The following is an 18,897-nucleotide window of genomic DNA, read 5'->3' as shown; positions in this document are numbered from 1 at the left end:
ACCCCTCCCACCGGCGCCTTTCCGGCCGCTACGGCACCAGCACCAGCCGCCCCCGCACCCCGCCCTCACCCAGCCGCGCGTGCGCCTTCGCCGCCTCCGCCAGGGGGTAGGTCTCGGCCACCCGCAGGGTCAGCACCCCCTCGTCCACCAGCCGGACCAGCTCCGCCAGCCCGGCCCCGTCCGCGGCCACCTCCACGGCCCCCGTCCGCACCCCGCGCACCGACCCCGGGAACGCCCCGGGCCGCACCCCCGCGTACGCGCCCCCGTCCCGCACCCACTCCAGGGCCGCCTCGCCGAGCACCGCCGCGTCCAGCACCGCGTCCACACTCCCCGGCGGCACCCCCTCGGACGTGAAGTGCGCGGCACCCAGCGAGCGCACCAGCTCCTCGTCAGCCGCCCGTGCCTGCCCGGTCACCTCGATTCCCCGGTGCGCCGCCAGCTGCACCGCGAACCCGCCGACCGCCCCCGCCGCCCCGGTCACCAGCAGTGACTGGCCCGGCGCGAGATCCAGCAGCTCCAGCGCCTGGAGCGCGGTCAGCCCGTTCAGCGGCAGTGTGCCCGCGTGTACGGCGTCCACCGCGGCCGGCGCCACCGCCACCGCGTCCGTGGCCACCACCACGTACTCCGCGTGCGCCCCCACCGGATCGGCCACCCCCGCCGCCAGCGCCACCACCGGGTCACCGACCTGCCAGGCCGCGGCCACACCGACCGCGTCCACCGTCCCGGCCACGTCCCAGCCGAGCCCGAGCGTCTTGCCGGCCCCGCCGAAGAAGCCGCTGCGCACCCCCGCGTCCACGGGGTTCAGCGCCCCCGCGGCCACCTTGATCCGCACCTGACGCGACCCGGGCTCCGGCACCGGAACCTCGGCGATCTCCACCGCTTCGGGACCACCGAACGTCCTCACCACAGCAGCACGCATGACAACTCTCCCTGAATGAACGGCACTTGCGGATCCCGCAGCCGGTCTTCCGGCCGCGACACCAACCGTAGGAGAGGTACTATCCATTGGTAAGTAGTTACCTGAGAGTGCGTAGCTGCCCCGGAGGGAAGAGCCCATGGCCACCACGACCGCCGCCCAGCGCCGCGAACAGGCCCGCGCCGACTACGACGCCTTCCTGCGCGAGTGCCCCACCAACCAGCTCCTCGGACGGCTCAGCGACAAGTGGGTCAGCCTCGTCGTCGCCGCCCTGGCCCCCGCCCCCCTGCGCTACAGCGACCTCGGCCGCAAGATCGCCGGCGTCAGCCCCAAGATGCTCACCCAGACCCTGCGCGCCCTCGAACGCGACGGCATCCTCAGCCGCACCGTCACCCCCACCGTCCCCGTCCGCGTCGACTACGCCCTCACCCCCCTCGGCGCCAGCCTCGCCGGCCTGCTCACCGCCGTGAAGGACTGGGCGGAGACCCACTTCGACGAGGTCCGCACCGCCCGCGAACGCTACGACGCCGACACCCCCGCCTGACCCCGCCTGACCGGCCAGGCCTCAGAAGGCGTACTCGTCCCCGGTGTCCAGCACCAGCACCGCCATCCGGTCGTTCGACCGGTCCTGGTCCACCGCACCCGCGCTCCACGCGGTGTCGATCTCCAGCGTCACCTCCGACGGCCGCTCCCGCAGCCGCACCGGCACCCGCACCTGCTCCCCCGCCGCGTCCACCACCAGCGCCCCCGTCCCGCACACCACCGTCCGCGCGTCCTCCCGGGCACACCGGGCCGGCAGCTCCTGCTCGTCGGCCAGCTCCACCGACCAGCGCAGCCGGACCGTGGCGTCCGCGACGGCGGCCGGCCCGTTGTTCCGCGGAGTCAGCCGCACCTCCACCCGGTCCCCGTTCAGCACCGCGGTCCCGTGGAAGGCCAGATCGGCCTCCGGAACCGGAGCGGCCACCGCGGTCCCCGGCACCAGGACGGCACCGGCACACACACCGGACAACACCCACGCCCGCATCCGCACGCCCTCACCACTCCTCGCTCGCGCCGGCACCGCCGCACACCCGGCCGCCGCAGCGACGACCGCCGTACGGATGTATGCCACGCGAGCCGCCCGCCAGGCGCCCTCCAACAAGGTGACACCACCCCCACATGCGAAGCTGCCCCCATGCCGGTCCTGCGCTCCGCCGCCCTGTTCGTCGTCGCCGCCCTCTTCGAGATCGGCGGCGCCTGGCTGGTCTGGCAGGGCGTACGCGAACACCGCGGCTGGCTGTGGGCGGCCGGCGGCGTCCTCTCCCTCGGCGCGTACGGCTTCGTCGCCACCTTCCAGCCCGACGCCCACTTCGGCCGCATCCTCGCCGCCTACGGCGGGATCTTCGTCGCGGGCTCCCTGCTGTGGGGCGTGATCGCCGACGGCTACCGCCCCGACCGCTGGGACATCACCGGAGCGCTGATCTGCCTGGCCGGCATGGCCGTCATCATGTGGGCGCCACGAAACGGCGGATGAGGCTCACTTAGGCTGGACGGAACCGACCGAGCGCACCACCCCGACGCAGCCCCAGGAGCAGCCATGGCCACCGCCGCCCCGTCCGCCGCCTCCCGCATCGCCGTCGTCACCGGCGCGAGCAGCGGCATCGGCGCCGCCACGGCCCGGCAGCTCGCCGCGGCCGGCTACCGCGTCGTCCTCACCGCCCGCCGCAAGGACCGCATCGAAGCCCTCGCCGAGGACATCACCAAGGCCGGCCACTCCGCCGTCGCCTACCAGCTCGACGTGACCGACCGCGCCGCCGTGGACGAGTTCGCCACCGCCTTCAAGACCATCGGCGTCCTCGTCAACAACGCGGGCGGCGCCCTCGGCGCGGACCCGGTCGCCACCGGCGACCCCGCCGACTGGCGCACCATGTACGAGACCAACGTCATCGGCACCCTCAACCTCACCCAGGCCCTGCTGCCGAAGCTGGTCGCGAGCGGCGACGGCGTCGTCGTGGTCGTCTCCTCCACCGCCGGCCACGGCACCTACGAGGGCGGCGGCGGCTACGTGGCCGCCAAGCACGGCGCCCACGTCCTCGCCGAGACCCTCCGCCTGGAGATCGTCGGCCGGCCGGTCCGCGTCATCGAGATCGCCCCCGGCATGGTCAAGACCGACGAGTTCGCCCTCACCCGCTTCGGCGGCGACAACGAGAAGGCCGCCAAGGTGTACGAGGGCGTCGCCGAGCCCCTCACCGCGGACGACGTGGCCGAGACCATCACCTGGGCGGTGACCCGCCCCAGCCACGTCAACGTCGACCTCCTGGTTCTGCGCCCGCGCGCCCAGGCGTCCAACACCAAGATCCACCGGGAAGGGTGATGGACGACGGCCCCCCGCCGGACGGCTCCCCGGCACAGGACACCTTCGAGCAGCGGCGCCTGGCCCAGGAGACGAGGAACGAACGCCAGGTCTGGTACTTCCTGGCCTACTTCCTCTTCGGCATCCACCTCGTCGCGTTCGTCATGATCTACGCCGTACGGCACGCGAAGTAGCCCGCCGGGCCGGGCGGGCTCAGGCGAACGCCGGCAGGTTCCGCGTGACCCACGCCGCGAACGGGGCGGCCGGCCGGTGCAGCACGGCCGCCACATCGGGGCCGGGCCGCCGCTCGGCCGGCAGCGGCGCACCGAGGACGTCCAGCGTGCCGGCGACCACCGGCTCCGGCATGAACCGCGCCATCCCCGCGTGCGCCTCCTCCCGGGACAGCTCCACGAAGGCCACCTCCTCGCCCAGGGCCGCCGAGAGGACCTCCGCCTGCCCGCGCGGACTGATCGGCTCCGGGCCGGTCAGCTCGTACACCCGGCCCGCGTGCCCGTCCTCCAGCAGCGCGGCGGCGGCCACGGCGGCGATGTCCGCCGGGTCGACCACGGGCAGCGCGACATCGCCGAAGGGCGCGTACACCGTGCGCCGGGTACGCACCGACTCGCTCCAGGCGAGCGCGTTGGACGCGAACCCCGCCGGCCGCAGCACGGTGAACTCCCGCCCCGACGCCCGCACGGCGGCCTCGAACTCCCGCAGCCGGGCATGCGAGAGCGCCTCCGGCCGAGTGGCGCTGACCTGCGACGACACCAGCACGATCCGCTCGGCCCCGGCATCCGCGACCGCCTCGACCACGGCGCCCGGGCTCTCCCCCCGGAAGTTCGACTCGCCGCCCAGCACGAGGAACACCGCGCGGGCCCCGTCCAGGGCGGGCCGCAGGCTCCCGGCGTCCCCGACCCCGCCCCGCACCCACCGCACCCCGTCCCGGACCGCCCCGTCCCCCCGAGACACGGCCACGACCTCCTCCCCGGCCTCGGCCAGCATCCCCACCAACACCCGCCCGATGTTCCCGGTGGCCCCGGTGACAACGATCATTGCTCCCCCTCTGCTTAGTCAGTCAACTAACTAAGTGAATAGTCAACACGCGGCCACCCCCGCCTGTCTATAGTCAGTCAGGTGACAAACTCAGTGGATCGGCGAGCACGGGCGTCACAGAAGCGCCGGCGACTCACGGCCGCGGCGGCCCGCGTCCTGCACCAGCAGGGCGTCGAGCGCACCACCCTCGCCGACATCGCCCGCGAGGCCGACGTCCCGGTCGGAAACGTCTACTACTACTTCAAGACCAAGGACGAACTCGTCCGGGCGGCACTGGCGGAGCACCAGGCCCACCTGGACGAACTCACCGCCGCCCTGGAGGAGTTGCCGGCCCCCCGCGACCGCCTCAAGGCGCTCGTCGAAGCCTGGGTCGCCCAGCGCGAGACCGCCGCCCGCCACGGCTGCCCCACCGGCACCCTGGCCGTCGAACTCGACAAACGCACCGACGGCACCCTGGACGCCGAGGCCGGCGCGGCCATCCGCCGCCTGCTGGACTGGACGGCCGCCCAGTTCCGCCAGTGGAACCTGCCCGACCCGGACGACCACGCCCTCACCCTGGTCTCCGCCTACCAGGGCATGTCCCTCCTGGCCAACGCCCTCCGCGACCCGGACATCATGACCAGAGAGGGCGAACGCCTCCTGCGCTGGCTGGACTCGCTCCAGGTCAGCCCTTGACGCAGACGACCTGCTTCAGCTTCGCCACGACCTCCACCAGGTCCCGCTGCTGGTCGATGACCTGGTCGATCGACTTGTAGGCACCCGGGATCTCGTCCACCACACCGGAGTCCTTGCGGCACTCCACGCCCCGGGTCTGCTCCGCCAGGTCCTGGGTGGAGAAGCGCCGCTTGGCCGCGTTCCGGCTCATCCGCCGGCCCGCGCCGTGCGAGGCCGAGTTGAAGGCCAGCTCGTTGCCGAGGCCCTTCACGATGTACGACCCCGTGCCCATGGAGCCGGGGATGATCCCGTAGTCGCCGGAGCCGGCCCGGATCGCGCCCTTGCGGGTGACGAGCAGGTCCATGCCCTGGTACCGCTCCTCCGCCACGTAGTTGTGGTGGCAGGAGATCTCCTGCTCGAAGGCCGGCTTCGCCTTCTTGAACTCCTTGCGGATCACGTCCTTCAGGAGCGCCATCATGAGCGTGCGGTTGTACTTGGCGTACTCCTGCGCCCAGAACAGGTCGTTGCGGTAGGCCGCCATCTGCGGGGTGTCCGACACGAAGACGGCGAGGTCACGGTCGACGAGGCCCTGGTTGTGCGGGAGCTTCTGGGCCACGCCGATGTGGTGTTCGGCGAGTTCCTTGCCGATGTTCCGGGAACCGGAATGGAGCATGAGCCATACAGAACCGGTCGTGTCCGTGCACACCTCGACAAAGTGATTGCCCGATCCGAGCGTTCCCATTTGCTTCCAGGCGCGCTCCTGACGGAACTTGACCGCATCGGCGACCCCGTCGAACCGTCCCCAGAAGTCGTCCCACCCGGCCGTGGCCAGTCCGTGGAAGTCTGCCGGCTCGACCGGTTCGTCGTGCATCCCCCGCCCCACCGGAATGACCTGCTCGATCCTCGACCGCAGTCGGGACAGGTCCCCGGGGAGGTCGTTCGCCGTGAGGGACGTCTTCACCGCCGACATCCCGCAGCCGATGTCCACGCCCACCGCCGCCGGGCACACCGCGCCCTGCATCGCGATGACCGAGCCGACCGTCGCGCCCTTGCCGTAGTGCACGTCCGGCATCACGGCCAGGCCCTTGATCCACGGCAGGGTGGCCACGTTCTGGAGCTGGCGCAGGGCCACGTCCTCGACCGTCGCCGGGTCCGTCCACATCCGGATCGGGACCTTGGCGCCCGGCATCTCCACGTACGACATGTGTTCCTCGTTCCCCCGGAAGCGACAACAAAAGGCTTGAAAGCAGCAAAAAGCAAAAGCGGCGCCAAGGTCGACGAAAAGGGACAAGGGACCGGCGTCCACAGCAGTGCGTGCGATAGACATTGTCTCCAGGGGGCGCCCCGCTGCGGCAAGCGAATAACCAGCGGGGACACTGGACCACCGAGCGAGCACAGACCGTCGAGAGGAGCCCGACCGTGCAGCGGAAGGCGTACGTAACCGGCACCGCCGCCCTCCTCGCGGCGCTGCTGGCCGGCTGCACGAGCGGTTCCGGGAGCGACGGCGCGACGGACGACGCCAACCCGGGCGACGCCGGTACGGCGACGGTGGCGGCGCAGCCGGGCAGGTACCGCACGCTCCCCGAGCCCTGCGGTGCGGTCGACCACGACACGCTGGACGCGCTGCTGCCGGGCATCCGGCAGATCACCGACCCGGATCAGCGGGACAAGGCGTACCAGGGCGAGGCCGCGCTCACCTACGACACCGATCGCAAGGTCGGCTGCCGGTGGAAGGTGGAGTCGGCCGACGCCACGGACCGGCTGTCGGTGGACTTCGAGCGCGTGGTGTCGTACGACAACACGGTCAGCGACGACGATCAGGCGCAGAAGCTGTTCGCGGAGAAGGAGACGGCCGCGGATCTGCCGGCGCCGAGCAGTTCGCCGGCGCCCGCTTCCCCGACGCCCTCCTCCTCGGCGCCGTCCTCCTCGGCGTCCTCCTCATCGGCGTCCGCGCCCTCGGCCGCGCCCTCGAAGGGGGCCGCGAGCGGCAGTGCCTCCTCGTCCGCGTCCCCGGACGCCTCTTCGTCCGGTGCCACGCCCACGGATCTGCAGCCTCGTGCGCTGTCCGATCTCGGTGACGAGGCGTATCTGGACGACCAGCTGAACGCGTCCGGTTCGACGGCCGAACAGCGGACGGTGACTGTGGTGTTCCGCACGTCCAATGTCATCGTCACGTTCCAGTACGAGGAGCAGCCGATGGCCCTGGGGGCGGTGCCGGACAGCAAGGAAATGCAGGACAGGGCCCTGAATCTGGCCTCCCGGCTGGATGACGCGCTGGGCGGCTGACGACCCCGCCGGTCCCGTCCGCACCTGTCCGCGAAGCGCGGGAACGGACGGCCCACGGCTGCTTCACCGCGTACCGTGGCCCCCGCAGGAACCCGCACGAACACCGAGCGTCATGAGTGAAGGAACCATGCAGCGAGCAGCCCAGCGAGACGACCGTGCCCAGTCCAGCCGGCGAGCCGAGCGCCTGCGCCGCGCTCTTGTCTGCGCGGCAGCCGTTCCCGCGGTTCTGATCACGGCCGCCTGTTCCTCGGACTCGGGTGATTCCAAGGCCAAGTCCGGCGAGGAGAGCACGCGGTCGGCGGAGGCCGGCAGTACGCAGCCGTCGGCGAGTGCGTCGCCGACCGTGGAGGCCGCCGCGTACCAAAAGCTTCCCGACGCGTGTGCGGTGCTGGCGAGGAAGAGCCTGGAGGACCTGGTTCCGAAGGGTGTGAAGTCGGCGAAGAAGGGCGGTTCGGACGATCCGTCGTCGCGGGCGTCCTGTTCGTGGAACAGCCTGGACAACAACGGGGTGAAGGGGTCGCAGTTCCGCTGGCTGACGGTCTCCCTGCTGCGGTTCGACTCCGATGCCACGCGTGGCTCCGGCGCGGACCAGGCGCACGCGTACTTCACGCGGCAGGCCAAGGACGTCCAGTCGGTGGACGGCGCCAGGAACACCAAGGTCGTGCCGTTGTCGGGCACGGGTGCGGAGGCGACGGCGGTGCGGTACGACCTGAAGAAGAAGGAAGGCCTCTTCAAGCAGCAGACGGTCGTCGCCCGGGTGGAGAACGTCGTGGTGACGCTGGACTACAACGGTGCCGGTCTGGCGGGTGAGAAGACTCCGGACGCGGACGATCTGGCGAAGGCGGCCCAGAAGGCGGTCAAGGAGGTCGTGGCGTCGGTGTCGTCCGCCAACGGCGTTGGTGGTGCGGGGAGTTCGCCGAGCGGGTCCGCGGAGCCGTCGAAGCCGTCGGCGCCGTCGAAGTCGCCGTCGAAGCCGGCCTCCTCCAGTGCGTCTCCGTCCAAGTCGGCCGCGTAGGGGAGCCGGCCGGGGGCGTAGCGGCTGACCGGCACCACGTTCGCCGCACACGTGTGCCACTCTGTTGCGCGCAACAACACGCAATGGGAGGGGAGTACGAGTGGCCGCGCCACTGCAGCTGACTCGGATGCACCGCGTTCTCATCGGCGTGGTCGTGACCGGCGCCTTGATCATCGCCGGCATCGGCTTCGCCGGTTCGTACGCGGCTGTCCGCGAGCTGGCCATCAAGAAGGGCTTCGGGAACTTCTCCTATGTGTTCCCGGTGGGTATCGACGCAGGTATCTGTGTTCTCCTGGCCCTTGATCTGCTGCTGACCTGGATCCGGATTCCCTTCCCGCTGCTGCGCCAGACGGCGTGGCTGCTGACGGCGGCGACGATCGCGTTCAACGGCGCCGCCGCCTGGCCCGACCCGCTGGGTGTCGGCATGCACGCGGTGATCCCGGTCCTGTTCGTCGTGTCGGTCGAGGCGGCCCGCCACGCGGTCGGCCGGATCGCGGACATCACGGCCGACAAGCACATGGAAGGCGTCCGCCTCACCCGCTGGCTGCTCTCCCCTCTGCCCACGTTCCTGCTGTGGCGCCGGATGAAGCTGTGGGAGCTGCGCTCCTACGACCAGGTGATCAAGCTGGAGCAGGAACGTCTCGTCTACCAGGCGCGGCTGCGCAGCCGCTTCGGCCGGGCGTGGCGCAGGAAGGCTCCGGTGGAGTCCCTGATGCCGCTCCGTCTGGCGAGGTACGGCGTGCCGCTGGCGGAGACGGCCCCGGCGGGTCTGGCGGCGGCGGGCATCGAACCGGCGCTCCTTCCTCCGGTGGCGCGGCAGCCGCAGCTGGCGACGGCGGGTGCCGCGGCAGCGGGCGGACCGGCCGCCGGGGTCGCGAGCGGACCGGCCGCGGCGGCGGGTGGCCGTGCGGCCGGGGCCGCGCCGGTGCCGAGGCAGGCGGCGCCCGCCGGAGAGCAGCGCCCGGCGGATCCCGCGGAGGACGAGCAGAGCCCCTGGTTCCAGGCGCCGCGGGAGATCGAGTACCACGGCGGGTACGACCCGACGTACGACCCGATGATGCAGGAGCCCCAGTACGCCCCGGAGGAGGAGTACGGGGAGTGGTACGAGGAGCAGCCGCCGGAGCAGTTCCAGCAGCCCTCTCCGGAGGAGACCGGCAGCTTCCCGATCCCGGTGAGCGCGACCCGGACGCGGGAGCTGGGCGAGGGCGGCGGCACGACGGAGCCGGAGCCGACGGAGGAGGACTTCTACCAGGTCTTCCGCAAGTCGATCGACGGCAGCTACCCCACGGGGCCGCAGCTCAGGGAGGACGTGGAGGCGACCTACGGCGTCTCGCTCCCCCGGGGCGAGGCCGAGCGCCTGGCGAAGGTCTTCGCCGAGCGGCACTACCAGGAGATGCAGGACGAGCACATCGCATGACGGCAACACGAAAGGGGCCCTCCGCCGAGGAGGGCCCCTTTCGTGTGCCGCTTACTCGCCGAGCAGGCGCCGTACCCGGTCCTGCCCGACCGCGAGCAGTAGGGTGGGCAGTCGGGGGCCGGTGTCGCGGCCGACGAGCAGGTGGTACAGCAGGGCGAAGAACGTCCGCTGGGCCGTCTTGATCTCGGGCGGGAGTTCCTTGGGCGTGGCGTCGGCGGCGAAGCCGGCCTGGACCTTCGGGACGCCGTAGACGAGGTGGGTGAGTCCGTCGAGGGACCAGTGGTCGGCGAGTCCGTCGAGGAGCAGGCGTACGGACTGCTGGGAGGCCTCGTCGAGGGACTTGAGCAGGTCGACGTCGGGTTCGTCGCGCACGATGGTCCGCTGGTCGGCGGGGACGTGCGTGTTGATCCAGGCCTCGGCCCGGTCGTAGCGCGGCCGGACCTCGTCCAGGGTGGCCAGCGGCTGCTCCGGGTCGAGCTCGGAGAGGATGCGCAGGGCCTGGTCCTCGTGTCCGGCGGTGATGTCGGCGACGGAGGCCAGCGTGCGGTACGGCAGCGGGCGCGGCGTCGCCGGCAGTTCACCGGCGGCGGTGCCGACGGCACGGGTGTACGCGGCCACGTCGCCGGGCAGGGCGGAACCGTCGGAGACCTTCGCGGCGAGCTTGTCCCACTCGTCGTAGAGCCGCTGGATCTCCTGGTCGAAGGCGATCTTGAAGGACTGGTTGGGCCGGCGGCGGGCGTAGAGCCAGCGCAGCAGCTGCGGTTCCATGATCTTCAGCGCGTCGCCCGGGGTCGGGACCCCGCCGCGCGAGGAGGACATCTTCGCCATGCCGGAGATGCCGACGAAGGCGTACATGGGGCCGATGGGCTGCTTGCCGCCGAAGATGCCGACGATCTGGCCGCCGACCTGGAAGCTGGACCCGGGGGACGAGTGGTCGACACCGCTGGGCTCGAAGATCACGCCCTCGTAGGCCCAGCGCATCGGCCAGTCGACCTTCCAGACCAGCTTGCCGCGGTTGAACTCGCTCAGCCGGACGGTCTCGGCGAAGCCGCAGGCGGTGCAGGTGTACGCCAGCTCGGTGCTGTCGTCGTCGTAGGAGGTGACGGTGGTCAGGTCCTTGCCGCAGCCGCCGCAGTACGGCTTGTACGGGAAGTACCCGGCGGAGCCGGAGCTGCCGTCGTCCTCGGAGGCGGCGCCGGAGCCCTCCTCGGCCTCCAGCTCGGCCTCGTCGGCGGCCTTCTGCTGCTGCTTCTTCGGGACCTTCTTCGTGCGGTACTGGTCGAGGATGGCGTCGATGTCGTTCCGGTGCCTCATGGCGTGCAGGATCTGCTCGCGGTAGGCGCCGGAGGTGTACTGCTCGGTCTGGCTGATCCCGTCGAACTCGACGCCGAGCTGGGCGAGCGACTCGATCATCGCGGCCTTGAAGTGCTCGGCCCAGTTCGGGTACGGCGAGCCCTTGGGCGCCGGGACGGAGGTCAGCGGCTTGCCGATGTGCTCGGCCCAGGCCTCCTCGTCGACGCCGTCGATACCCTTCGGCACCTTGCGGTAGCGGTCGTAGTCGTCCCAGGAGATCAGGTGCCGGACCTGGCGGCCGCGGCGGCGGATCTCGTCGGCGACGAGGTGCGGGGTCATGACCTCGCGGAGGTTGCCGAGGTGGATCGGCCCGGAAGGGGAGAGTCCGGACGCGACGACGACCGGTTTGCCCGGGGCCCGGCGCTCCGACTCCTCGATGACCTCATCCGCGAAACGGGAGACCCAGTCGGTGGTCTCGGTGCTCTGAGCCACGATCGGCACGTCCTTCTTTCTGAACGGGGTGACACTCCATTCTCACAGACGGGAACGCGGCCGGGAAAACGGCTTTACCCCCCATGGGATACTGAGTGGGTCTATCCATCCCCACGAGGAGAACGGCACCCCTTCCTATGGCCTCGGTCACGTCCCTCAGCGACAGCGTCCAGCAGCACCTCGGCTCCGCTCTCTCGGCCACCCTGCCGGAGGCCGCCGGCGCGGACCCGCTGCTGCGACGAAGCGACCGGGCCGACTTCCAGGCCAACGGCATCCTGGCGCTGGCGAAGAAGGCGAAGGCGAACCCGCGGGAGCTGGCGGCGCAGGTCGTCTCCCGGGTGGTGACGGGTGACGTGATCCAGGACGTCGAGGTGTCCGGCCCCGGCTTCCTCAACATCACGATCGCGGACCGGGCGATCACCGCGAACCTGGCCGCGCGGTACGCGGACGAGACGGGCCGCCTCGGCGTGCCGTCCGCCGAGCAGCCGGGTACGACGGTGATCGACTACGCGCAGCCGAACGTGGCGAAGGAGATGCACGTCGGCCACCTGCGGTCCGCGGTGATCGGCGACTCGGTGGTGCAGCTGCTGGAGTTCACCGGCGAGAACGTGGTCCGCCGGCACCACATCGGCGACTGGGGCACCCAGTTCGGCATGCTCATCCAGTACCTGGACGAGCACCCGCACGAGCTGGACCACGAGGCCGCCGAGGTGACGGGCGAGGAGGCGATGTCGAACCTGGACCGCCTCTACAAGGCCGCGCGGGGGCTCTTCGACTCCGACGAGGAGTTCAAGACGCGGGCCCGCCGCCGGGTGGTCGACCTCCAGGCCGGGGACGAGCACACCCTCGCCATGTGGCAGAAGTTCGTGGACGAGTCGAAGATCTACTTCTTCTCCGTCTTCGAGAAGCTGGACATGGAGATCCGGGACGCGGACATCGTCGGCGAGTCCGGTTACAACGACATGCTGGCCGAGACCTGCCGCCTCCTGGAGGAGTCGGGCGTGGCCGTCCGCTCCGAGGGCGCCCTGTGCGTGTTCTTCGACGACATCAAGGGTCCGGACGGCAACCCGGTCCCGCTGATCGTGCAGAAGTCGGACGGCGGTTACGGCTACGCGGCCACCGACCTGTCCGCGATCCGCGACCGCGTCTTCCACCTCAAGGCGAACACCCTGCTGTACGTGGTGGACGCCCGGCAGGCCCTGCACTTCCGGATGGTCTTCGAGACCGCCCGCCGGGCCGGCTGGCTGAACGACGACGTCACTGCGGTGCAGCTGGCCTTCGGCACGGTCCTCGGCAAGGACGGCAAGCCGTTCAAGACCCGTGAGGGCGAGACGGTCCGCCTGGTCGACCTGCTGGACGAGGCGGTCGACCGCGCATCGGCCGTGGTCCGGGAGAAGGCGCAGGACCTGTCCGAGGAGGAGATCGCCGAGCGGGGTGCCCAGGTGGGCATCGGCGCGGTGAAGTACGCGGACCTGTCGACGTCGGCGAACCGGGACTACAAGTTCGACCTGGACCAGATGGTCTCGCTGAACGGCGACACGTCCGTCTACCTCCAGTACGCCTACGCCCGTATCCGGTCCATCCTCCGCAAGGCCGGCGAGGTCGCCCCGGCGGCCCGCCCCGAGCTGGCCCTGCACGAGGCGGAGCGCGCCCTCGGCCTGCACCTGGACTCCTTCGCGGAGACGGTGCGGGAGGCGGCGACGGAGTACGCCCCGCACAAGCTGACGGCGTACCTGTACCAGCTGGCGTCCCTGTTCACGTCGTTCTACGACAAGTGCCCGGTGCTGAAGGCCGGTTCGCCCGAGCAGGTGGAGAACCGCCTGTTCCTGTGCGACGTCACGGCCCGCACCCTGCACCAGGGGATGGCCCTGCTGGGCATCCGCACGCCCGAGAAGCTCTGACCGGACTCGCGCCGGCGCCGGCGGCCCGCCCTCACTCCGGGGGCGGGCCGTCGGCCGTCTGCGCGGCCAGGAGTTCCCGGGTACGGCGTACGAAGGCCTCCCGCACGGTGTCCGGGGCCAGGACGCGCAGGGGGGTGGCGAGGCCGAGCAGGTAGCGGGCGAGGCCGTCCGCGTCGGGGCCCCCGATGTCGACGACGGTGGCGTCCGGGCCGTCGGCCCGGTGGGTGCCGACGGTGGCGGGCACGACCCGCAGGGCGTCCGCCAGGGGCAGCGGCAGCCGGATGGTGACCGACAGCGGGTAGGGGCCGTTGGCGGTGTTGCGGGAGACGAGCCGGGCCGGGTCGGGCGGGTCGGTGATCTCCACCGGGTGGCCGGTGGGCTGGAGCCGCTCGACGCGGTCGACGCGGAAGGTGCGCCAGCCCCGCTCCACGTCCCGGGCGACGAAGTACCAGCGCCGTCCGGTGTGGACGAGCCGGTACGGATCGACGTCCCGGACCGTGCCACGGCCCTGCCCGTCGCGGTACGACAGCCGGGCCCGCTCCCCGCGCCGGCAGGCGGCGGCCAGTTCCAGCAGCATCCCCGGCCGCAGCCGCGGCGCGTCCGGCCAGGGAAGCCGTACCAGGGCGTCGTCCCACTCGCCGAGCCGTTCGGCGATCCGGGGCGGCAGCACCTGCCGCAGCTTCAGCAGCGCGGACAGCGCGGCCTGGTCCCCGCCGAGTGCTCCGCCGAGCGCGGCCTCCCGCAGCCCCACGGCCACGGCCAGCGCCTCCTCGTCGTCCAGGATCAGCGGCGGCACGCGGGAGCCGGCCCGGAGCCGGTAGCCGCCCCAGGGCCCGGCGTCGGAGTCGACGGTGTAGCCGAGGTCCCTCAGCTTGGCGATGTCCCGCCGCACGGTGCGGTCGGTGACGGCCATCCGGTCGGCCAGCTCGGCGCAGGTCCACGAGGGCCGGGCGGCGAGCAGCGCAAGCAGACGCAGCAGACGGGCGGACGCACTCAGCACGGGCGAAGCTTTGCACACGGGCCCGCACAACCAGGACCGTATCTGTCCGGGTCGTGTCCTACGGTCGCCCCCATGAGCACAGACACCGCTTCCGCACCCGTCCTCCGCTACGCCGCCGTCACCTTCGACTGCGCCGACCCGCTCGAACTGTCCCGTTTCTACGCCGAGATGTTCGGCCTCTCCGTCGTCTACACCTCCGCGGACTTCGTCTTCCTCGGCGGCAAGGACGGCGCGCCGGGCCTGGGCTTCAACCGCCTGGCCGACTACCGCCGCCCCACCTGGCCGGACCCGGCCCAGGAGAAGCAGGCCCACATCGAGGTGGGCGTGGACGACCTGGAGGCGGCCGAGGCCCACCTGCTGAAGCTCGGCGCGACCAAGCCGGAGGCGCAGCCGCAGCCGGACCGCTGGCGGGTCCTGCTGGACCCGGCGGGCCACCCGTTCTGCATCACCACGCTGGTCTGACCGCCCGCTGTCACGGCAACGGCCGTGACGGCCACGGGCGTTGTCAGTGGGGGGCCGTACAGTCGGCGGTATGGCGACTCTTCCCAATCCGCTGCCCAAGCTGGCCACCGACCCCAGTGGGCGTTCGCTGGGTCTTCAACTGCCGCCCGGCAGGCTCGTCGACACGGCGTACGACGGCCCCTGGCCCGAGCCCCTGTTGTGGTACGCGGAGAAGCCGGCCGCGCCGGGCTCCTGGAAGGCGCTGGGGGCGCCGGGCGCGCGGGTCGGCCTGCTGCCGGTGCTGGTCGACACCGGCGCCGGCCCGGGCGGCCTGGACGGCTGGGTGCTGCTGCCGGGCGAGGCGTCGTACCCGGGCGACCACGACGGGGCGGACGTCCTCGCGGAGTACTGGGAGGAAGAGACGGAGGACGGCGAACTCGCCGAGGAGATCGAGCCGTTCGGGGACGAGTGGCCCGGCCTCGCGCCCGCCCCCGCCGCCCTGTCCGCCGACCCGGACACCCGTGCCGCGCAGGTCGCCGACGTGCTGGCCGCCGATCCGGACCGGGGCGTGGAGGTGGCGCACCTCGCGCTGGTTCCGGCCCGGCGGTCCGCCGACATACCGGCGGCGATCGGCTGGACCGGCGCCGTGAACTACGAGGCCGACGTGGCCCGGATCTGCGCGGTGCTGCGCTCCTGGGAGGACCGGTTCGGCGTCCGGGTGGTGGCGCTCGGCCCGGACACCCTCGTCGTGTCCGTCGCCGCGCCGCCGGCCACGCAGGAGCAGGCCGAGGCGGTGGCGGCGGAGCACTTCGCGCTCTGCCCGGACAACGTGCTCCAGGGCGAGCAGGACACCCTCGCCGCGTACGCGAAGGGCCTGATCGGGGCGCCCGCCTGGTCCTTCTGGTGGGACTGACGCGGCGCCCCCGCGGGCCGGCGGTAGGTCAGCGCAGCTTCCGGGCCGCCTCGGTGGCCCAGTAGGTGAGGATGTTGCGCGCCCCGGCCCGCTTGATGCCGGTGAGGGTCTCGAAGATCGCCTGGTCCCGGTCGATCCAGCCCTTCTCGGCGGCGGCCTCGACCATCGCGTACTCGCCGGAGATCTGGTAGGCGGCGACGGGCACGTCCACCGCGTCCGCGACCCGGGCGAGGATGTCGAGGTAGGGACCGGCCGGCTTGACCATGACCATGTCGGCGCCCTCGGCCAGGTCCAGCTCCAGCTCCCGCAGGGACTCGCGCCAGTTCGCGGGGTCCTGCTGGTACGTCTTGCGGTCGCCCTTGAGGGAGGAGGCGACGGCCTCGCGGAAGGGGCCGAAGAAGGCGGAGGAGTACTTGACGGTGTAGGCGAGGATCGCGACGTCCTCCCGGCCGATCTGGTCGAGCGCGTCGCGGATGACGCCGATCTGGCCGTCCATCATGCCGCTCGGGCCGACGACGTGGGCGCCGGCGTCGGCCTGCACCTGCGCCATCTCGGCGTACCGCTCCAGGGTGGCGTCGTTGTCGACACGGCCCTCGGCGTCCAGCACTCCGCAGTGCCCGTGGTCGGTGAACTCGTCCAGGCACAGGTCGGACATGACGAGCAGGTCGTCACCGACCTCGGCCCGGACGTCCCGCAGGGCGACCTGGAGGATCCCGTCCGGGTCGGTGCCGGCCGTGCCCAGGGCGTCCTTCTTGCCGTCCTCCGGCACGCCGAACAGCATGATCCCGGAGACGCCCGCCTCCACGGCCTCCAGCGCGGCCTTCTTCAGGCTGTCCCGGGTGTGCTGCACGACCCCGGGCATCGCCCCGATCGGCACCGGCTCGCCGACACCCTCGCGGACGAACGCCGGAAGGATCAGATCGGCGGGGTGCAGCCGGGTCTCGGCGACCATACGGCGCATGACGGGGGTGGTGCGCAACCGTCGGGGACGCGTACCGGGAAAGGATCCGTACTTCGTCATGCCTCCTACGCTACGCCCGCCCGGGCGGTGCCTTTGCCGACGCGGAGTCGGCCCGGCGGTCGGCCCACCACGGTCCAGAGCCGACTCACAGACAGCCCGTCCCGGGCATGGCTGCGGCCTGAGCCGACAGCAGGTCGGCGGATCACCGGCCCAGCCCCGACCCGGCGGCCGCTCAGCCCCCGCCGAACTCGGTGAGCACCCGGTCGGCGAGCTGACCCCGGTCGCTGTCGTGCGGCATCCGGGAGCGGAACTCCTCCAAGCGGCGCACCACACCGAGCGGCACGTGCTCCGCTCCCATCTCCTCCACGTTCCTGCCGATCACGCGCAGCCCCCAGTACTGGTTGAAGGCGAGCGGTTCCGCGGTCACCACGTCGACCAGGGTGCCCAGCAGCTCCGGCTCGGGCAGCGCGTACAGGCGCGCGTAGGCCGCGAGCCGCAGCCCGGCGTCCTGCGAGCACAGCGGCGTCTTGGCGTCGAACTCCCGCACCCGCTGCGTCGCTCGTACCAGGCGGGCGAAGATCTGGTCCATCCGGTGGGTCCGCGCGGCACTGGGGGGCAGCTCGTCGCGCACCTTCGTGTACTCGGCGGCCAGTTCCCGGACCGCGTCCCAGGCGGCCCTGCCGTCCCCGGCCCCACCCTGCGGACCGTCACCGAGCAGAGCCGCGTCGGCCGTCCGCTGTACTGCGTCGAGCTGGCGTTGCATCTCCCGGAATTCGATCCGCCCGAGGCCCGGTACGTCGATACTGCGGACCAGATCCCCGAGCCACGGCACGACCGCCACCGCGAGGAGCATGACGGTGACACCGTCGATCTTCAGTCCGGGCGCCGTGACATGCACGAGGGCGACCCCCACCCCGACACATGTCAGCATCACCGCCACAGCGCGCCGCCGGAACCAGGCAGCACCGCCCTGGACCCGTCCCCGACCCCCCTCACCCATGCCGTTCAGCATCGCAGACGTGCGGTTGCCGGGAAGGCGATTCGGCCACTCGGATGGCTCCGAGGCCACCGGGTGCAGACGTTCGGGGGGCCGGTACGGCAAGCTCAGGCGACGCACACATTCTCCCCCGGCACCGTTCGGGCGGTGCGGCAGTCACGGCAGCTTCCAGGAGCCGCGGCCCGGAAGGCGCGATCGCAGCCGTCGCAGTTCTGCAGGGGGTCGGACCGACGGGTGGCTCCGACCGGCTTGGCGGTGGGCTGCGAGGCTAGGGGGCCGGCCGGGAGCGACACCGGCCGCATCGCGTCGAGCCGATAGGCGAGCACGCCGGCCGGGTGCGGCATGTGCACAGGCAGACCGGCGGTCAGAGCGTGGTGGACAACGGTCTCCGCAGCCCCCGCCTCGAACCACGCGGCGACGGCGGGAGCGAGTCGGTCCACCTGCCGCTGGGAGAGGATGAGGCGTTCGTCGGTGCGGCGCAGGCCTGCCAGGAGGGCTGCGGCCCTGTCATGCCGGGGGTCGCGTGGCCCGCTCGCCCTGGTCGTGGGCGTCGGCGGTTCGGGCTTGGGCGACGGTTGGGGCGGGGCTTGTTCGTCCTCCTCGGGGGCTGCCTGGACGTCCGTACCTGCCGGGGGCCGGCGGTCGTGGGTACGGGGCGGGCGTCCGGCGAGACGAAGCGACCTGGCAGAACCGGCATCGACATCCGGCGCTGGCGTGTGGTGGACGTACGTCCGTGTGACCAGTCGGCCCGACTCCGTGTGCTCGCGGACCCGCGCCAGGTAGCCGTACGCCTCCAGCTCGCGCAGGGCGGAGGCGATCCGCTCGCGCCCCTCGGGGAAGCGGCCGGCGAGACTGCGGATGTCGACGGGGGTCCCCTCGGGCACCGACAGGATGTGGGTCGCCAGCCCGATGGCGGTCAGCGACAGCTCGCGGTGCTGGGCGAGGTGGTTGCCGACGACCACGTACTGGCCGGACTGGTACGTACGTACGTGGGTGACACCGGAGGGGGTGGCGGATCGCCGAACGCCCTGAATCGGGCGCAGGGCGGCGTTAGGCTTCTTCTCAGCCATAGGGAAGGGCTCTTCTTCCTCGTTGGTCAGGCCCTCGCACTGGGATTGCCGTCCCGGCGGGGGCCGATGCATGTGTGGCGTTGTGAAGTGGCGAGGCGCATATGCCTCGGGCTGAGACTGCACGCCCGAACCGCCGCTGCGCCAGCCGGACCGACC

General features: G+C 72.0%; 20 protein-coding genes. 11 read left to right on the top strand and 9 right to left on the bottom strand.

Going from position 1 to position 18,897, the window contains the following annotated elements; translation table 11 throughout:
* Window positions 1–28: 28 nt before the first annotated feature.
* A complete protein-coding gene (locus IG05_RS0129875) occupies window positions 29–919 on the bottom strand; it encodes an NADP-dependent oxidoreductase (RefSeq protein WP_030347147.1) in 891 nt (296 codons plus the stop codon).
* Between the two features lie 136 nt (window positions 920–1,055).
* Between IG05_RS0129875 and IG05_RS0129870 the strand changes: the two genes are divergently transcribed.
* Complete coding sequence (locus IG05_RS0129870) at window positions 1,056–1,460, top strand: winged helix-turn-helix transcriptional regulator (protein WP_030347146.1); 405 nt, start codon at window positions 1,056–1,058, stop codon at window positions 1,458–1,460.
* A 21-nt stretch (window positions 1,461–1,481) separates the two neighbouring features.
* Here IG05_RS0129870 and IG05_RS0129865 read toward each other — a convergent pair whose 3' ends face one another.
* Window positions 1,482–1,940 carry a hypothetical protein gene (locus tag IG05_RS0129865; RefSeq protein WP_030347145.1) on the bottom strand — a complete coding sequence of 153 codons (459 nt, stop codon included), beginning with the start codon at window positions 1,938–1,940 and terminating at the stop codon, window positions 1,482–1,484.
* Between the two features lie 150 nt (window positions 1,941–2,090).
* On the opposite strand from IG05_RS0129865, the gene IG05_RS0129860 reads away from it, so the two are divergent.
* The 3 genes from IG05_RS0129860 (at window position 2,091) to IG05_RS48505 (ending at window position 3,442) form a co-directional block, all read left to right on the top strand.
* Window positions 2,091–2,429, top strand: a complete 339-nt coding sequence (locus tag IG05_RS0129860; RefSeq protein ID WP_030347144.1) for a YnfA family protein — start codon at window positions 2,091–2,093, stop codon at window positions 2,427–2,429.
* 63 nt (window positions 2,430–2,492) lie between these two features.
* Window positions 2,493–3,269 carry an SDR family NAD(P)-dependent oxidoreductase gene (locus tag IG05_RS0129855; protein ID WP_030347143.1) on the top strand — a complete coding sequence of 259 codons (777 nt, stop codon included), beginning with the start codon at window positions 2,493–2,495 and terminating at the stop codon, window positions 3,267–3,269.
* Window positions 3,269–3,442 carry a hypothetical protein gene (locus IG05_RS48505; protein WP_199808405.1) on the top strand — a complete coding sequence of 58 codons (174 nt, stop codon included), beginning with the start codon at window positions 3,269–3,271 and terminating at the stop codon, window positions 3,440–3,442. Before IG05_RS0129855 ends, IG05_RS48505 begins: the two co-directional genes overlap by 1 nt.
* A gap of 19 nt (window positions 3,443–3,461) precedes the next feature.
* Here IG05_RS48505 and IG05_RS0129845 read toward each other — a convergent pair whose 3' ends face one another.
* Window positions 3,462–4,301 (bottom strand): SDR family oxidoreductase, encoded by an 840-nt coding sequence (locus IG05_RS0129845; protein WP_030347142.1) that lies wholly within the window; start codon window positions 4,299–4,301, stop codon window positions 3,462–3,464.
* A gap of 93 nt (window positions 4,302–4,394) precedes the next feature.
* On the opposite strand from IG05_RS0129845, the gene IG05_RS0129840 reads away from it, so the two are divergent.
* A complete protein-coding gene (locus IG05_RS0129840) occupies window positions 4,395–4,976 on the top strand; it encodes a TetR/AcrR family transcriptional regulator (protein ID WP_037814953.1) in 582 nt (193 codons plus the stop codon).
* Here IG05_RS0129840 and IG05_RS0129835 read toward each other — a convergent pair.
* On the bottom strand, window positions 4,966–6,159 hold the full coding sequence (locus tag IG05_RS0129835; RefSeq protein ID WP_030347140.1) for an RtcB family protein: 1,194 nt from the start codon (window positions 6,157–6,159) through the stop codon (window positions 4,966–4,968). The two genes, IG05_RS0129840 and IG05_RS0129835, sit on opposite strands and share 11 nt — an antisense overlap.
* 215 nt (window positions 6,160–6,374) lie before the next feature.
* On the opposite strand from IG05_RS0129835, the gene IG05_RS0129830 reads away from it, so the two are divergent.
* From IG05_RS0129830 to IG05_RS0129820, 3 genes are all read left to right on the top strand, one after another.
* Entirely contained in the window at window positions 6,375–7,241 is an 867-nt protein-coding gene (locus IG05_RS0129830; protein WP_030347139.1) for a hypothetical protein, read from the top strand.
* Window positions 7,242–7,368: 127 nt separating this feature from the next.
* A complete protein-coding gene (locus IG05_RS0129825) occupies window positions 7,369–8,256 on the top strand; it encodes a DUF3558 family protein (protein WP_107051445.1) in 888 nt (295 codons plus the stop codon).
* A gap of 127 nt (window positions 8,257–8,383) precedes the next feature.
* Window positions 8,384–9,673: a DUF2637 domain-containing protein gene (locus IG05_RS0129820; RefSeq protein ID WP_030347137.1), complete on the top strand. Its 1,290-nt coding sequence runs from the start codon at window positions 8,384–8,386 to the stop codon at window positions 9,671–9,673.
* A gap of 51 nt (window positions 9,674–9,724) precedes the next feature.
* Here IG05_RS0129820 and lysS read toward each other — a convergent pair whose 3' ends face one another.
* Complete coding sequence (gene lysS, locus IG05_RS0129815) at window positions 9,725–11,467, bottom strand: lysine--tRNA ligase (protein ID WP_030347136.1); 1,743 nt, start codon at window positions 11,465–11,467, stop codon at window positions 9,725–9,727.
* A 128-nt stretch (window positions 11,468–11,595) separates the two neighbouring features.
* On the opposite strand from lysS, the gene argS reads away from it, so the two are divergent.
* Window positions 11,596–13,359: an arginine--tRNA ligase gene (gene argS, locus IG05_RS0129810; RefSeq protein ID WP_030347135.1), complete on the top strand. Its 1,764-nt coding sequence runs from the start codon at window positions 11,596–11,598 to the stop codon at window positions 13,357–13,359.
* Between the two features lie 31 nt (window positions 13,360–13,390).
* On the opposite strand, the gene IG05_RS0129805 is transcribed toward argS, so the two are convergent.
* The gene (locus tag IG05_RS0129805; protein ID WP_030347134.1) at window positions 13,391–14,359 is read right to left on the bottom strand and encodes a helix-turn-helix transcriptional regulator; all 969 of its coding nucleotides are present in this window, start codon (window positions 14,357–14,359) and stop codon (window positions 13,391–13,393) included.
* Window positions 14,360–14,431: 72 nt separating this feature from the next.
* Here IG05_RS0129805 and IG05_RS0129800 point away from each other — a divergent pair, with 72 nt between their 5' ends.
* Together IG05_RS0129800 and IG05_RS0129795 are read left to right on the top strand one after the other, a co-directional pair.
* Window positions 14,432–14,821 (top strand): VOC family protein, encoded by a 390-nt coding sequence (locus IG05_RS0129800; RefSeq protein ID WP_030347133.1) that lies wholly within the window; start codon window positions 14,432–14,434, stop codon window positions 14,819–14,821.
* 70 nt (window positions 14,822–14,891) lie between these two features.
* Window positions 14,892–15,713: a DUF4253 domain-containing protein gene (locus IG05_RS0129795; RefSeq protein WP_030347132.1), complete on the top strand. Its 822-nt coding sequence runs from the start codon at window positions 14,892–14,894 to the stop codon at window positions 15,711–15,713.
* A 28-nt stretch (window positions 15,714–15,741) separates the two neighbouring features.
* Here the strand turns inward: IG05_RS0129795 and hemB are convergent, their stop codons facing one another.
* The 3 genes from hemB to IG05_RS0129780 form a co-directional block, all read right to left on the bottom strand.
* Window positions 15,742–16,734 carry a porphobilinogen synthase gene (gene hemB / locus IG05_RS0129790; RefSeq protein ID WP_030347131.1) on the bottom strand — a complete coding sequence of 331 codons (993 nt, stop codon included), beginning with the start codon at window positions 16,732–16,734 and terminating at the stop codon, window positions 15,742–15,744.
* Window positions 16,735–16,906: 172 nt separating this feature from the next.
* Window positions 16,907–17,605, bottom strand: a complete 699-nt coding sequence (locus IG05_RS42625) for a hypothetical protein (protein ID WP_158839038.1) — start codon at window positions 17,603–17,605, stop codon at window positions 16,907–16,909.
* A 173-nt stretch (window positions 17,606–17,778) separates the two neighbouring features.
* Window positions 17,779–18,741 carry a hypothetical protein gene (locus tag IG05_RS0129780; RefSeq protein ID WP_051790390.1) on the bottom strand — a complete coding sequence of 321 codons (963 nt, stop codon included), beginning with the start codon at window positions 18,739–18,741 and terminating at the stop codon, window positions 17,779–17,781.
* Window positions 18,742–18,897: the final 156 nt, after the last annotated feature.

It is taken from the genome of Streptomyces sp. NRRL S-1022, assembly GCF_000720135.1.
Lineage (GTDB): Bacteria > Actinomycetota > Actinomycetes > Streptomycetales > Streptomycetaceae > Streptomyces.
This window is presented reverse-complemented; position numbering and strand designations above follow the sequence as displayed.

What these genes read in the sequence shown, in the direction of transcription:
- IG05_RS0129875 (WP_030347147.1), bottom strand. Translation starts at nt 919, where the DNA reads ATGCGTGCTGCTGTGGTGAGGACGTTCGGTGGTCCCGAAGCGGTGGAG.
- IG05_RS0129870 (WP_030347146.1), top strand. Translation starts at nt 1,056, where the DNA reads ATGGCCACCACGACCGCCGCCCAGCGCCGCGAACAGGCCCGCGCCGAC.
- IG05_RS0129865 (WP_030347145.1), bottom strand. Translation starts at nt 1,940, where the DNA reads ATGCGGGCGTGGGTGTTGTCCGGTGTGTGTGCCGGTGCCGTCCTGGTG.
- IG05_RS0129860 (WP_030347144.1), top strand. Translation starts at nt 2,091, where the DNA reads ATGCCGGTCCTGCGCTCCGCCGCCCTGTTCGTCGTCGCCGCCCTCTTC.
- IG05_RS0129855 (WP_030347143.1), top strand. Translation starts at nt 2,493, where the DNA reads ATGGCCACCGCCGCCCCGTCCGCCGCCTCCCGCATCGCCGTCGTCACC.
- IG05_RS48505 (WP_199808405.1), top strand. Translation starts at nt 3,269, where the DNA reads ATGGACGACGGCCCCCCGCCGGACGGCTCCCCGGCACAGGACACCTTC.
- IG05_RS0129845 (WP_030347142.1), bottom strand. Translation starts at nt 4,301, where the DNA reads ATGATCGTTGTCACCGGGGCCACCGGGAACATCGGGCGGGTGTTGGTG.
- IG05_RS0129835 (WP_030347140.1), bottom strand. Translation starts at nt 6,159, where the DNA reads ATGTCGTACGTGGAGATGCCGGGCGCCAAGGTCCCGATCCGGATGTGG.
- IG05_RS0129825 (WP_107051445.1), top strand. Translation starts at nt 7,369, where the DNA reads ATGCAGCGAGCAGCCCAGCGAGACGACCGTGCCCAGTCCAGCCGGCGA.
- IG05_RS0129820 (WP_030347137.1), top strand. Translation starts at nt 8,384, where the DNA reads ATGCACCGCGTTCTCATCGGCGTGGTCGTGACCGGCGCCTTGATCATC.
- argS (WP_030347135.1), top strand. Translation starts at nt 11,596, where the DNA reads ATGGCCTCGGTCACGTCCCTCAGCGACAGCGTCCAGCAGCACCTCGGC.
- IG05_RS0129800 (WP_030347133.1), top strand. Translation starts at nt 14,432, where the DNA reads ATGAGCACAGACACCGCTTCCGCACCCGTCCTCCGCTACGCCGCCGTC.
- IG05_RS0129795 (WP_030347132.1), top strand. Translation starts at nt 14,892, where the DNA reads ATGGCGACTCTTCCCAATCCGCTGCCCAAGCTGGCCACCGACCCCAGT.
- hemB (WP_030347131.1), bottom strand. Translation starts at nt 16,734, where the DNA reads ATGACGAAGTACGGATCCTTTCCCGGTACGCGTCCCCGACGGTTGCGC.
- IG05_RS42625 (WP_158839038.1), bottom strand. Translation starts at nt 17,605, where the DNA reads ATGCTGACATGTGTCGGGGTGGGGGTCGCCCTCGTGCATGTCACGGCG.
- IG05_RS0129780 (WP_051790390.1), bottom strand. Translation starts at nt 18,741, where the DNA reads ATGGCTGAGAAGAAGCCTAACGCCGCCCTGCGCCCGATTCAGGGCGTT.